The 11,810-nt window shown below is 74.0% G+C and carries 12 protein-coding genes; 6 read left to right on the forward strand and 6 right to left on the reverse strand.

Features of this window, described 5'->3' with window-relative positions:
• The first annotated feature begins 12 nt into the window (after positions 1-12).
• The gene (locus tag BOQ63_RS33045) at positions 13-3,318 is read left to right on the forward strand and encodes an error-prone DNA polymerase (protein WP_150476206.1); all 3,306 of its coding nucleotides are present in this window, start codon (positions 13-15) and stop codon (positions 3,316-3,318) included.
• A gap of 20 nt (positions 3,319-3,338) precedes the next feature.
• Here the strand turns inward: BOQ63_RS33045 and BOQ63_RS33050 are convergent, their stop codons facing one another.
• Complete coding sequence (locus tag BOQ63_RS33050) at positions 3,339-3,896, reverse strand: Uma2 family endonuclease (protein WP_072655456.1); 558 nt, start codon at positions 3,894-3,896, stop codon at positions 3,339-3,341.
• Positions 3,897-3,961: 65 nt separating this feature from the next.
• Positions 3,962-4,786 carry a TIGR03084 family metal-binding protein gene (locus tag BOQ63_RS33055; protein ID WP_046387000.1) on the reverse strand — a complete coding sequence of 275 codons (825 nt, stop codon included), beginning with the start codon at positions 4,784-4,786 and terminating at the stop codon, positions 3,962-3,964.
• Between the two features lie 148 nt (positions 4,787-4,934).
• Between BOQ63_RS33055 and BOQ63_RS33060 the strand changes: the two genes are divergently transcribed.
• A complete protein-coding gene (locus BOQ63_RS33060; RefSeq protein ID WP_030281445.1) occupies positions 4,935-5,759 on the forward strand; it encodes a LuxR C-terminal-related transcriptional regulator in 825 nt (274 codons plus the stop codon).
• Here BOQ63_RS33060 and BOQ63_RS33065 read toward each other — a convergent pair.
• The 3 genes from BOQ63_RS33065 to BOQ63_RS33075 are packed head-to-tail and all read right to left on the reverse strand — an operon-like array spanning position 5,752 to position 8,547.
• Positions 5,752-7,287: an AMP-binding protein gene (locus tag BOQ63_RS33065; RefSeq protein ID WP_030281443.1), complete on the reverse strand. Its 1,536-nt coding sequence runs from the start codon at positions 7,285-7,287 to the stop codon at positions 5,752-5,754. The genes BOQ63_RS33060 and BOQ63_RS33065 overlap by 8 nt on opposite strands.
• A 52-nt stretch (positions 7,288-7,339) precedes the next feature.
• Positions 7,340-7,762, reverse strand: a complete 423-nt coding sequence (locus BOQ63_RS33070) for a MerR family transcriptional regulator (RefSeq protein WP_078867187.1) — start codon at positions 7,760-7,762, stop codon at positions 7,340-7,342.
• 20 nt (positions 7,763-7,782) lie between these two features.
• The gene (locus BOQ63_RS33075; RefSeq protein ID WP_030281440.1) at positions 7,783-8,547 is read right to left on the reverse strand and encodes an SDR family NAD(P)-dependent oxidoreductase; all 765 of its coding nucleotides are present in this window, start codon (positions 8,545-8,547) and stop codon (positions 7,783-7,785) included.
• A gap of 127 nt (positions 8,548-8,674) precedes the next feature.
• Between BOQ63_RS33075 and BOQ63_RS33080 the strand changes: the two genes are divergently transcribed.
• The 3 genes from BOQ63_RS33080 to BOQ63_RS33090 all read left to right on the forward strand — a co-directional run bounded on the left by BOQ63_RS33080 (position 8,675) and on the right by BOQ63_RS33090 (position 10,413).
• Entirely contained in the window at positions 8,675-9,235 is a 561-nt protein-coding gene (locus BOQ63_RS33080) for a GNAT family N-acetyltransferase (protein ID WP_072655458.1), read from the forward strand.
• A gap of 4 nt (positions 9,236-9,239) precedes the next feature.
• The gene (locus tag BOQ63_RS33085; RefSeq protein ID WP_030281436.1) at positions 9,240-9,626 is read left to right on the forward strand and encodes a VOC family protein; all 387 of its coding nucleotides are present in this window, start codon (positions 9,240-9,242) and stop codon (positions 9,624-9,626) included.
• Positions 9,627-9,756: 130 nt separating this feature from the next.
• The gene (locus BOQ63_RS33090) at positions 9,757-10,413 is read left to right on the forward strand and encodes an NAD(P)-dependent oxidoreductase (RefSeq protein ID WP_030281434.1); all 657 of its coding nucleotides are present in this window, start codon (positions 9,757-9,759) and stop codon (positions 10,411-10,413) included.
• Positions 10,414-10,427: 14 nt separating this feature from the next.
• On the opposite strand, the gene BOQ63_RS33095 is transcribed toward BOQ63_RS33090, so the two are convergent.
• On the reverse strand, positions 10,428-11,210 hold the full coding sequence (locus BOQ63_RS33095) for a dioxygenase family protein (protein WP_072655460.1): 783 nt from the start codon (positions 11,208-11,210) through the stop codon (positions 10,428-10,430).
• 124 nt (positions 11,211-11,334) lie between these two features.
• On the opposite strand from BOQ63_RS33095, the gene BOQ63_RS33100 reads away from it, so the two are divergent.
• Positions 11,335-11,802 carry a MarR family winged helix-turn-helix transcriptional regulator gene (locus tag BOQ63_RS33100; RefSeq protein WP_072656407.1) on the forward strand — a complete coding sequence of 156 codons (468 nt, stop codon included), beginning with the start codon at positions 11,335-11,337 and terminating at the stop codon, positions 11,800-11,802.
• The last annotated feature ends 8 nt before the right edge of the window (positions 11,803-11,810 follow it).

The following is an 11,810-nucleotide window of genomic DNA, read 5'->3' on the forward strand; positions in this document are numbered from 1 at the left end:
AGGCAACCCCCGATGGGCTTCACCAGCCACCCCACCCTCCCCTGGAGCGAGCTGCACCGCCGGATGACCGGCGCCGCGCCGGACCGTACGGTCGTCCCGCTGCGCCGCCGCGTCGAGGAACCCCCGGTCGTGAGGTCCGAGGGCCCCGGCCCCGCCGAACCCTGGGCCGAACTGCACGTCCACTCCGCCTTCAGCTTCCTGGACGGCGCAAGCGACCCGGAGGACCTGGTCGCCGAGGCCGCCCGGCTGGGCGTGGAGACCCTGGCGATCACCGACCACGACGGCCTGTACGGCGCCGTCCGGCTCGCCGGTGCGGCCCGGGGGACGGGCGTGGCCACCGTGTTCGGCGCCGAACTGACGCTCAGCCGCGAAGGCGGCACCGAACGCGGCACCGAACGCGGCACGGCGCGCGACACCGAACACGGCACCCAGCACGGCACGGCGCGCGCCACCGACCGCGCCACCGAACACCTGCTGGTCCTCGCCCGCGACCCGGCCGGCTACCGCCGCCTCTCCGCCGCGATCGCCGCCGCCCAGCTGGCCGGCGGCGCCAAGGGCCGCCCGGTGTACGACCTCGCCACGCTCGCCGGGGCACACGACGGCCACTGGGCGGTGCTCACCGGCTGCCGGCTCGGCCGGGTCCCGGCCGCGCTCCCCGACCGGGACGAGGCGCAGCGGCGACTGCGCACCCTCACCGAGGCGTTCGGCCGCGAGAACGTCCACGTCGAGCTGATCGACCAGTGGCTGCCCGGCGACGACCGGCGCAACGACGCCCTCGCCGCGCTGGCCGCCGAACTGCGGCTGTCCGTCGTCGCCTCCACCAACGCCCACCACGCCGGCCCCGCCCAGGGCCGCCTCGCGCAGAGCCTGGCCGCCCTGCACGAACGCCGCACCCTCCAGGAGGCGGCCGGCTGGACACGGGCGGCCGGCACCGCGCACCTGCGCTCGGGCCGGGAGATGGCCGCCCGACTGGCCCGCTTCCCCGGCGTGCAGCGGGCCACGGCCGAACTCGGCCGGGCCTGCGCCTTCGACTTCGCCAAGCTGGACCCGGAACTGCCCGGCTACCCCGTCCCGGAGGGCGAGACCGAGATCAGCCACCTGCGCGCCCTGGTCGCAGCCGGCGGCCCGGCCCGTTTCGGCCCCGGCAACGCCGCTGCCCGCCGCCAGCTCGCCAGGGAACTGGACGTGATCGAGGACCTCGACCTGGCCGGCTACTTCCTGATCGTGCACGACATCGTGGACTTCTGCCGGAGCCAGGACATCTGGTGCCAGGGCCGCGGCTCGGCCGCCAACTCGGCGGTCTGCTACGCCCTCGGGATCACCGCCGTCGACCCGATCCACTACAAGCTGCTGTTCGAACGCTTCCTCTCCACCGCCCGGGACGGCCCGCCCGACATCGACCTGGACATCGAGAACCGCCGCCGCGAGGAGGTCATCCAGTACGTCTACCGCCGCTACGGGCGCGAGCACGCCGCCCAGGTCGCCAACGTGATCACCTACCGGCCCCGGCTGGCGATCCGCGACGCCGCTCGGGTGCTCGGCTACCCGCAGGGCCAGGTGGACGCCTTCAGCCGGCAGACGGACTTCCGTTCCGCGCCCGGCGCGGACGCCGTCATTCCCGCCGACGTACTCTCGCTCGCCGCCCAACTCCACGGCCTGCCGCGCCACCTGGGCATCCACTCGGGCGGCATGGTGCTCACCAAGGAGCCGATCGGGGAGATCTGCCCGACCGAATGGGCCCGGATGCCCGGGCGTTCCGTGCTGCAGTGGGACAAGGAGTCGACCGCCGGCGCCGGACTGGTGAAGATCGACCTGCTCGGCCTCGGCATGCTCGCCGCGCTGCACGACGCCTGCGACCTGGTCGCCGAACACCACGGCCTGCGCTACGACCTGGCCGGCATCCCGGACGACGACAAGGGCGTGTACGCGATGCTGCGCCGGGCCGACACCGTCGGGGTGTTCCAGGTCGAGTCCCGGGCGCAGATGGCCACCCTGCCCAGGCTCAAGCCCGACCACTTCTACGACCTGGTGGTCGAGGTCGCGTTGATCCGACCCGGCCCGATCCAGGGCGGTTCCGTCCACCCGTACCTGCGCCGCCGTGCCGGGGTGGAGCCGGCCGGCTGCCCCCACCCGCTGATGGAGAACGCCCTCGGCAAAACCCTCGGGGTGCCGCTGTTCCAGGAGCAGATGATGCAACTCGCCATCGACTGCGCCGGGTTCACGCCGTCCGAGGCCGACCAGCTGCGCCAGGCGATGGGTGCCAAGCGCTCGCGCGAGCGGGTCGCCAGGCTGCGCGAGCGGCTGCTCACCGGGATGGCCGAGCGCGGCATCCCGCCCGAGGTGGCCGAGGACGTCTACGGCAAGATCGAGGCCTTCTCCAACTACGGCTTCCCGGAGAGCCACGCGATCAGCTTCGCGTACCTGGTGTACGCCAGTGCCTGGCTCAAGTACCACTTCCCGGCGGCCTTCACCTGCGCCCTGCTGGCCAACCAGCCGATGGGCTTCTACTCGCCGCTCAGCCTGGTCGCGGACGCGCGGCGGCACGGCGTCCGGGTGCGCGGGGTGGACGTCAACGCCAGCGGCCCGCGCCCCACCCTGGAACCGTACCGGGGCCCGACCCCCGAGCCGCCGCTGACCGCCGGCCGCCCGCAACCCGCCATCCGGCTCGGCCTGGAGACGGTGCGCGGCATCGGCACCCCGCAGGCCGAGGCGATCGCGGCCGGACAGCCGTACGCCGACCTGGAGGACTTCGCCCGCCGCACCGGCCTGCCCGCACCCGTCCTGGAGGCGCTGGCGACGGCCGGCGCCTTCGACTGCTTGGGTCTGACGAGGCGTCAGGCACTCTGGGCGGCCGGGGCGTTCGCCGGAATCTCGGCCGAACTGCTGCCCGGCACCACCCCCGGCACCGCGGCGCCCGAACTGCCCGGCATGAGCCCGGTCGAGGAGACCATCGCCGACCTGTGGGCCACCGGCACCTCCGCCACCAGCCACCCGCTCCAGCACCTGCGCGCCCACCTGGACCGCGGCGGCGCGCTCCGCGCCGACCAACTCCCGGACGTGCCACCGGGAACGGCGGTGGTGGTCGGCGGCCTGGTCACCCACCGGCAGCGGCCGCCGACGGCCGGCGGGGTGCTCTTCCTCAGCCTGGAGGACGAGACCGGCCTGATCAACGTGATCTGCAACCGCCCGGTCTGGGAGTCCCAGCGCCGCACCGCCCTGGACCGGGCGGGCCTGCTGGTGCACGGCCACGTCGAACGCGACCGGGGCGCCACCAACCTGATCGCCACCCGGCTCACCCCCCTGCGGATCGGCCTGTGAGCCCTGGGCCCTCCCGCGACTCAGCCGGGGTAGCGCACGAGCGCGCTCAGATCCAGGTCGAAGTCGAACGGATCGGGAATGCGCATGCCGTCGCCGAACTTCCGGTCGTGCCGCACGTGGTAGCGGTCGCGGTTCGGTTCGGAGAACAGCGTGACCACCCCCTCCCGCGGATCGACGATCAGGTAGAGGGGGATGCCCATCACCGCGTAGTCGCGGAGCTTGTCCACCCAGTCGGTCCCCGGATTGGAAGGCGAGACCACCTCGACCGCGACGAGGGCCTCCTCGGCGAGCGTGGTGTTGCCTTCCCGGGCGAGGGAAGTGATCGGAAGGTAGGTCAGATCGGGGGTCCGCTCCTTCGTCACGTCGGGGGTGGTCAGCGCGCTGTTGCCGCTGAGCATGTAGCCGTCAGGGGCGTGGCGCTCGAACTGCCGCTGGACGAGTCCGAGGTTCAACTGGTGAATGCTGGAAGGGGCCGCCTGCATGATCAGCGTGTCGCCGGACCATTCGACGCGGACGCCGTCGGGGGCCGTGCGCAGTACCTCCTCGACGTATTCGCGGTGCTGCTCGTAGAAGCTCATGGCGCCTCCTCCGGTCTGTGCGTTCGGCCGACTCGAAGTCTATGCACAGACCTGCCCCGGGCCGTTCAGGCGCCGGAGGCCGCCGCCCGGCCCTTGCCGGGGGGCCCGGCGAAGGTCTGGGCGATCGGCAGCCAGGCGGTGGCGACCGGGCCGGTGGCGGTGAGGGCCAGATCGTCGCGGTGGCGGCGCTGGGTGACCAGCAGGCAGAAGTCCAGGGCCGGGCCGGTCACCACGTCCGCCGCGTCCGCCGGGCCGAAGGCCCAGGTGCTGCCGTCGGGTGCGGTCAGTTCGAGCCGCACCGGGTGCTCCGGCGCGGGCAGCCCGTGGGCCGCGAACGCGAAGCCCAGGGTGCGCAGGCCCAGGTGGGCGATGTGCCGCAGCCGGGCGGTGGGTTCCCGGGTCACGCCGAGCGCGTCCGCGACGTCCTGGCCGTGCGCCCAGGTCTCCATCAGCCGGGCGGTCGCCATCGAGGCGGGCTTCATCGGCGGGCCGAACCAGGGCAGCCGGGCGTCGGCGGGGGCGGCGGCCAGGGCGTCCTGCACCTCGGCCCGGCCGGTCCGCCAGCGGGCGAGCAGGGCGGCGGGGGCGGCGGCCGCGCCCTCCCGGGCGCCCTCCTCGACCGGGTCGGCCCCGGTGGCCAGCAGGGCGGTGAAGCTGCCGCCGAGCGACGCGGTGAAGCCCTCCGGGTCCCGGGCGGCCAGTGCCGTCCAGTCGTCGGTCCAGGCCAGGTGGGCGATCTGGTGTGCGACCGTCCAGCCCTCGGCCGGGGTGGGCCCGGCCCAGCCGTCGGCCGGCAACCCGGCCACCAGCGCGTCCAGGACGGCGCTCTCGGCCCGCAGGTCGGCCAGCAGGCCGTGCAGGACGTCGCCCGCGGCGTTCGGGTCGGTCATCGGCTTCCCCTCGGTTCAAGGCAGTCGCTACCCGTCGGTAGCCCCGCCGCCGCACCCTACGCCCGGCCCGGCGCCGGTGCCCGCCACTCCACGAAACAGGCACGTCAGGACTCTCGCCACCGGCCCCACCGCATGTGACAATTCCGCGATGACGGGCCCTGAGGCTGCGGACACCCTCACCGCTGCGCGAACCGACGACCCCGAACTCGCCGTGCGTGCGGCCGAGCTGGTTCGCGACGCCGTGCTCGGCGATCTCGCCCGCCGGGTGGTGGCCGAGTGCGGCGCCGACGTCGGCCTGGTCGGCGTGCCCGAGCCGCTGCCCGGGAGCCGTCCCGGCAGCGAGGGCATGGTGCTGCGCCACTGGGCCGGCACCCGGGCGGACCTGCTGCACGACGTGCCGGTGCCGGCCGGCCTGGGCCTCGGCGGTCGGGCGCTCGCCGAGCGCGCGCCCACCTGGGTGCCGGACTACCGGGCGGCGACGACCATTTCGCACCACTACGACGCGGCCGTGGCCGCCGAGGACCTGTACGCGATGCTCACCGTCCCGCTGATGGACGGCGGTACCGTGCACGGCGTGGTGTACGCCTCGCTGCGCACCGTCGTGCCGTTCGGAGACGTCCGGATCTGCGCCGTCGGCAAGCTGGCAGCGGCGGCCACCCGGGCGCTCGCCGGAGCTGCGGCCTGGAGCCGGGAGGAGCCCCGGCCGGAGAGGCCCCGATGGGAGAGGCCCCGGCCGGAGAGGCCCCGATCGCAGGTGCCCCGACCGACCGCCCCCGTACCGCCGTTGACCCGGCGCGAGCACGAGGTGCTGCGCTGGGCGGCGACCGGCCGGACCAATCCGGAGATCGCCGCCCAACTGGGCCTCACCTGCAACACCGTGACCGGCTACCTGAAGTCCGCGATGCACAAGCTCGGCGTCCGGAACCGCACCGAACTCGCCCTCACCGCGAAGGAGTCCGGCCTGGTCAGTTGACCTGGCGCTCCCGTCCGCTCCAGTACGGCTCGCGCAGCCGGAACTTCTGCAGCTTCCCGGTGGCCGTCCGAGGCAGTGCGTCCCGGAACTCCACCGAGGTCGGCGACTTGTAGCCGGCCAGCCGCTGCTTGCAGTGGGCGATCAACTCCGCCTCGGTGACGGTCCCCTGGCCGTCCCGGAGCACCACCAGCGCCTTGACCGTCTCGCCCCACTTCTCGTGCGGCACCCCGATCACCGCTGCCTCGGCCACCGCCGGGTGGCCGTACAGGCAGTCCTCCACCTCGATCGAGGAGACGTTCTCCCCGCCGCTGATGATGACGTCCTTCTTCCGGTCGGAGATGGTGAGTTGGCCGTCGGTGAGGGTGCCGCCGTCGCCGGTGTGGAACCAGTCGTCCCGCAGCGCCTCGGCGGTGGCCTCCGGCTGGCGCCAGTAGCCGTCCAGGACGGTGTTGGAGCGCACCAGCACCTCGCCGGACGCGTCGACCCGCAGTTGGGTGCCCAGCGCGGGGGCGCCGGCCTGCACCAGCTTCTCGGCCCGCTCGGCGGCCGGCAGGGCGTCCCACTCGGCGCGCGAGCGGTTGACGGTGACGATCGGGGCGGTCTCGGTCAGGCCGTAGAGCTGCATGAACTCCCAGCCCAGCTGCTCCTCGACCTGCTGAACCACCGAGGTGGGCGGCGGCGCGCCGGCCACGATCATCCGCACCCGGTCCCGGCCGGGCACCGGGCCGTCCCAGTCGGCGGCCGCGTCCAGCACCATCTGCACCACGGCGGGCGCGCCGGACAGGAAGGTCACCCCGTGCCGCTCGACCCGGCGCAGGATCTCCGCGCCGTCCACCTTGCGCAGCACGATGTGCCGGGCGCCGAGCCCGGTGATCGCGAACGGCAGGCCCCAGCCGTTGGCGTGGAACATCGGCAGGGTGTGCAGGTACACGTCCCGGTCGCTCGCGCCGTAGTGCAGGCCCATCAGCGTCGCGTTCAGCCAGGCGTTGCGGTGGGTGATCTGAACGCCCTTGGGGCGGGCGGTGGTTCCGCTGGTGTAGTTGATGGTGGCGGTGTCGTTCTCGGAGATCGCGTACCGGCGGGGCGCGTTGTCGAAGTCGTACAGCAGGGCGTCGCTGTCCGCGCCGATCACGAACTTGTGCTCGGCCACCACCCCGTCGAGCGCGTCGGCGAGTTCGGGATCGACCAGCAGGACGGAGGCGCCGCTCTGCTCGACGATGTACGCGACCTCCTCGGCCCGCAGCCGGAAGTTGACCGGCACCAGCACCCGGCCGTACCCGCTCACCCCGAAGAAGGAGGTGAGCAGCCGGGCGGAGTTGTGCGACACGATCGCGACCCGCTCTCCCGGCCCGACGCCGAGCCGGTCCAGCCCGGCCGCCTGGGCCCGGGCGAGTTCGGCGACCCGCCGGTAGCTCAGCTCGCCCCAGGATTCGGCCGGCTGCACCGGCTCGTCGACGATGCCGACCCGGTCGCCGTAGACCAGCTCGGCCCGGTCGAGGAAGTCCATCACGGAGAGTGGAATCTGCATGCGCCCACTGTCCTCCGCGGTCGGCCCCCTGCACACCCCCGATCGGGGGTGGTCACCCGTCCGTCCGTCTGCCCGGGCCGCTTCCCGGGCCGTTCTCCGGCTCGCTCCCCGGCCCTTCCCCCGGCTCGCGGCCGGCCGCCGCCAGCGCCGCGACCAGCCGGTCCCGGGCGTCGGTCTGGGCGGCGATCCGGCGCTCCAGCACCGCCAGCCGTTCCCGGGCGATCCCCAGCACCCGTTCGGACGGCGGCCGGGACATCACGTCCCCGTCCAGGCAGCCCAGCAGCGGCCGCAGGTCCTCCAGGGTGAGCCCGGCGGCCACCAGGGCGCGGATGTTGCGCACCCGCACCACCGCCGGCTCCCCGTACTCCCGGTAGCCGTTGGCCGCCCGCTCGGAGTCGATCAGCCCGGCCTGCTCGTAGTGCCGCAGCGCCCGGGCCGTACTGCCCGTCCGCCGTGCCAGCTCCCCGATCAGCACCCCTACCGCGCCCCCGCCCGTCAGCCCACCAGTGCGCCCCCGTCCACCGACAACACTACGCCGGTCACGAACGAGGCCTGCGGCGAGGCGAGTTGGGTGATCGCCCAGGCCACCTCGGCGGGCCGGCCGATCCGGCCCAGCGGGGTGTGCGCCAGCTGCCACGCGCGGATCGCCGCCGACTGCTCGGGGCCGTGACCGGCGTGCTCGCCGATCGGGGTGTCGATCGCCCCGGGCGCCACCGCCACCACCCGGATGCCGCGCGGCGCCAGCTCCACCGCCCAGCTGCGGGTGATCGTCTCCAGCGCGGCCTTGCCCGCCGCGTACACCGCGTTGCCCGGCCAGCCGCGCTGCCCCACGGCCGTGCTGACGTTGACCACCACCCCCCGGCTCTCGCCGAGTGCCGGCAGCGCGGCCTGCCCGAGCAGGACCGGGGCGACCAGGTTGGTGGCCAGCAGCGTCTCGATGCCCGCCCGCCGGTAGCCGCCGACGGCCTGCCCGCTCTGCACGATGCCGGCGTTGTTCACCAGCACGTCGAGCCGCCCGTACCGCTCCAGGGCCGCTCCCACGATCGTCTCCGGCGCGTCCGGTCCGGTGACGTCCGCGACCAGCGGCTCGATCAGCCCCGGGTGCGCGGCCGCCGTCTCCGCCAGCGGCTCCGCCCGCCGGCCCACTGCCACCACCCGGGCCCCCTCGGCCGCGAAGGCGCGCGCGGTCTCCCGCCCGATCCCCGTCCCGGCCCCGGTGACCACCACGACCCGCTGCTCCACCACGTTCTCGTCGTTCATGCCGGGAAGCCTCCGACCCTGCCGCCAGCGTCAGGGTCAAGCGCGGGACCGCAACCGAGCGGCAGCCCACGACCGTCCGTCAGGGAGATCGTCGAGTACGGTTCCGAACCCAGGGGGAGACCGCCGAATGACCGTCACAGTGAACGCCCGCCCGACGGCGGAGGGCCTGCTGCTGCGCCCCTTCGAGGACGCCGACGCACCGGCCCTGATCGAGGCCTACCGGGACGACACGCTGCGCCGCTTCACCCGCGTCCCGGTGACCGACGCCGAGCAGGCCGCGCGCTGGCTGGGCATCCAGTACGAGGGCCGGGCGGCGGGCACCCGCTACTCCTTCGCCGTCCTGGAAGCCGGTGAACTGGTCGCCAACGTGGCGCTCAAGCGCGGCGCCCCGGGCGGGGCCACGGCCGAGGTGGGGTACTGGACGGCGGCCCCGGCGCGTGGCCGGGGCGTGGCCCCGCGCGCGGTGGAGGCGCTCACCGCCTGGGCCTTCGCCGCCTTCGCCGAGGACGGCCTGCGCCGGATCGACCTGCTGCACCAGGTGGACAACCTCGCCTCCTGCAGGGTGGCGGAGAAGAGCGGTTACGTCTTCCAGGAACTGCTGACCGCCCTCCCGCCGGAGTTCCCGCTGGACGGCCACCGGCACTCCCGGAAAGCGCTGGACGTGATCGAACGGCACGGGTCAGAGTGAGCGCATGGCTTCTCTGGTACGGCACGTGACGATCGACTGCGCCGATCCCCACGCCCTCGCCGCCTTCTGGGCGCAGGCGCTGGACGGCACGGTGGGCGAGGACGACAACCCGGGAGACGAGGAGGCGGTGGTGAACTCCGAGGGCGCCTCGCTGCTCTTCATCCGGGTGCCCGAGGGCAAGTCGGTGAAGAACCGGGTCCACCTCGACCTCCAGCCGCAGGACCGCAGCCGGGACGAGGAGGTTGAGCGCCTGGTCGCCCTGGGCGCCACGGTGCTGGCGGACCTCCGCCGCCCGGACGGCACCGGCTGGGTCACCCTGGCCGACCCGGAGGGCAACGAGCTGTGCGTCGAGCGCAGCCACGCCGAGCGGGTCGCCACCGGCGCCGCCTGAGCCCGGCTAAGAGCCCGGAAGGGCCGTCACACGACAGGCCGAGCCCCCGGGCCGCCGCCGGGGGCTCGGTCGATAATCGACCCTGTCCGACGCCATCGCGTCCACCCCCGGCAACCAGGGCAGGTACCCCATGGCCAGAATCGCCGTGATCGGCGCCAACGGCACCATCGGCAGCGCCGTCGTCGAGGAGGCGGCGGCGCGCGGGCACGAGGTCACCGCGGTCGTCCGCGACCCGGACCGCTACCGGGGCGGGGCCGCCTCGGTGGAGCGCGGCGACGTGCTCGAACCGGCTGACGTGGCCCGGGTGGCGGCCGGCCGGGACGTCCTGGTGAGCGCCGTCGGCGGCGGCGACGGCCCGGGCCACCTGACGCTGATCGAACCCGCCGCCCGCTCGCTGGTCGAGGGCCTGCGCTCGCTCGTCGGCGGCGCGCCCCGGCTGGTCGCGGTCGGCGGCGCGGGCAGCCTGGAGACCGCGCCGGGGGTGCGGGTCTGGGACACCCCGGGCCTGCCGGAGCCGATCCTGCAGATCATGCACGCCCACGGCGAGGCGCTGGACTACTACCGGACGGTCTCCGACATCCGCTGGACGGTGCTCAGCCCGGCCGCCGAGATCGGCCCGGGGGAGCGGACCGGCCGCTACCGGACCGGCCTGGAGCAACTGCTCACCGACGGCGAGGGCCGCAGCTGGATCTCGGTGCCGGACTACGCGGTCGCCCTGGTGGACGAGATCGAGCAGCCCGAGCACATCGGCGAGCGCTTCACCTGCTGCGCCTCAGGGCGTGCCTGACGCGGATGACCCGTTCAGCCCAGCTGGATCGACCGCTTGGCCAGCCCCATCCAGAACCCGTCGATCACGCTGCGCTGGCTGCCGAGGTCGGCCTCGCCCGCACCGAGGGTGACGAACAGCGGGGCGAAGTGCTCGGTGCGCGGGTGCGCCAGCCGCCCGGCCGGGGCCTTGTGCTCGAAGTCGAGCAGCGCGTCCAGGTCGTGGGCGTCCAGCGCGCGCTTGCCCCAGTCGTCGAACTCGGCCATCACCGAGCTGATCCGGCCGTCGTTGCTGAGTGCCCGCAGGTTGTGGGTGAAGAAGCCGCTGCCGATGATCAGCACGCCCTCGTCCCGCAGCGGCGCGAGCCGGCGGCCGATCTCCAGCAGGCGCTGGGGGTCCAGGGTGGGCATGGAGATCTGCAGCACCGGGATGTCGGCCTCCGGGAACATCTCCACCAGCGGCACGTAGGCCCCGTGGTCGAGCCCCCGGCCGGGGATGTCCTGGACGGGCGTGCCGGGGGCGCGCAGCAGCTTGCGCACGCGCTCGGCCAGCTCCGGCGCGCCGGGGGCCGGGTACCGAACCGTGTAGTAGTGCTCGGGGAAGCCCCAGAAGTCGTACACCAGCGGGACGGTGGTGACGGCGCCGACGGCGAGCGGGGCCTCCTCCCAGTGGGCGGAGACCATCAGGACGGCCTTGGGACGCGGCAGGTCGGCGGACCAGGCGGACAGCTCGCCCGGCCAGATCGGGTCGTCGGCGAGCGGCGGCGCGCCGTGCGACAGGTACAGGGCGGGCATGCGCTCGGGGGCCGCGGCGCTCATGGCGTCCTCCTCGGGATCGGTCGGGGGCTTGGGGGCCAAGTAGTTCAAATTTGAACCTATACGACCGACCGTACACCTTCGTTCGAATTTGAACAACAGGAGTAGGCTTCACCCCATGTCCGCACTGAACGAACCCCGCTGGCTCGACCGGGACGAGATGGCCGCCTGGCGGGGCTTCGTCGTCGCGAGCAACCTGCTCAACCGGCGGCTGGAGCGCCAGCTCAAGGAGGACTCCGGCCTCTCCCACCAGCAGTACGAGATCCTGGTGCACCTGTCCGCCGCCCCCGGCGACTCGCTGCGGATGACCGAACTCGCCGACAAGCTGGTCACCTCCAAGAGCGGACTGACCTACCAGGTCACCCAGCTGGAGCGGATGGGCCTGGTCGCCCGCCGCTCCTGCCCCAGCGACGTGCGCGGCGTCATCGCCGAACTCACCGACCAGGGCCGGGAGATGATCCGCCGGGCCGCGCCCGGACACGTCGCCCTGGTGCGCGAGCTGCTGATCGACGTGCTCACCCGCGAGCAGCTGGCCGTCCTCGCCGAGAGCCTCGGCGCGGTCAGCGCCCGGCTGCGCCAGGACGACGTTCCGTAGCGGGCGCC

Source organism: Streptomyces viridifaciens (genome assembly GCF_001888885.2).
In the GTDB taxonomy this organism is placed as follows: Bacteria; Actinomycetota; Actinomycetes; order Streptomycetales; family Streptomycetaceae; genus Kitasatospora; species Kitasatospora aureofaciens.

Bases quoted from the DNA above. Each gene is read 5' to 3' on its own strand.
- BOQ63_RS33045 (WP_150476206.1), top strand. From the start codon at position 13: ATGGGCTTCACCAGCCACCCCACCCTCCCCTGGAGCGAGCTGCACCGC.
- BOQ63_RS33050 (WP_072655456.1), bottom strand. From the start codon at position 3,896: ATGAGCTTCTACGAGCAGCACCGCGAATACGTCGAGGAGGTACTGCGC.
- BOQ63_RS33055 (WP_046387000.1), bottom strand. From the start codon at position 4,786: ATGACCGACCCGAACGCCGCGGGCGACGTCCTGCACGGCCTGCTGGCC.
- BOQ63_RS33060 (WP_030281445.1), top strand. From the start codon at position 4,935: ATGACGGGCCCTGAGGCTGCGGACACCCTCACCGCTGCGCGAACCGAC.
- BOQ63_RS33065 (WP_030281443.1), bottom strand. From the start codon at position 7,287: ATGCAGATTCCACTCTCCGTGATGGACTTCCTCGACCGGGCCGAGCTG.
- BOQ63_RS33075 (WP_030281440.1), bottom strand. From the start codon at position 8,547: ATGAACGACGAGAACGTGGTGGAGCAGCGGGTCGTGGTGGTCACCGGG.
- BOQ63_RS33080 (WP_072655458.1), top strand. From the start codon at position 8,675: ATGACCGTCACAGTGAACGCCCGCCCGACGGCGGAGGGCCTGCTGCTG.
- BOQ63_RS33085 (WP_030281436.1), top strand. From the start codon at position 9,240: ATGGCTTCTCTGGTACGGCACGTGACGATCGACTGCGCCGATCCCCAC.
- BOQ63_RS33090 (WP_030281434.1), top strand. From the start codon at position 9,757: ATGGCCAGAATCGCCGTGATCGGCGCCAACGGCACCATCGGCAGCGCC.
- BOQ63_RS33095 (WP_072655460.1), bottom strand. From the start codon at position 11,210: ATGAGCGCCGCGGCCCCCGAGCGCATGCCCGCCCTGTACCTGTCGCAC.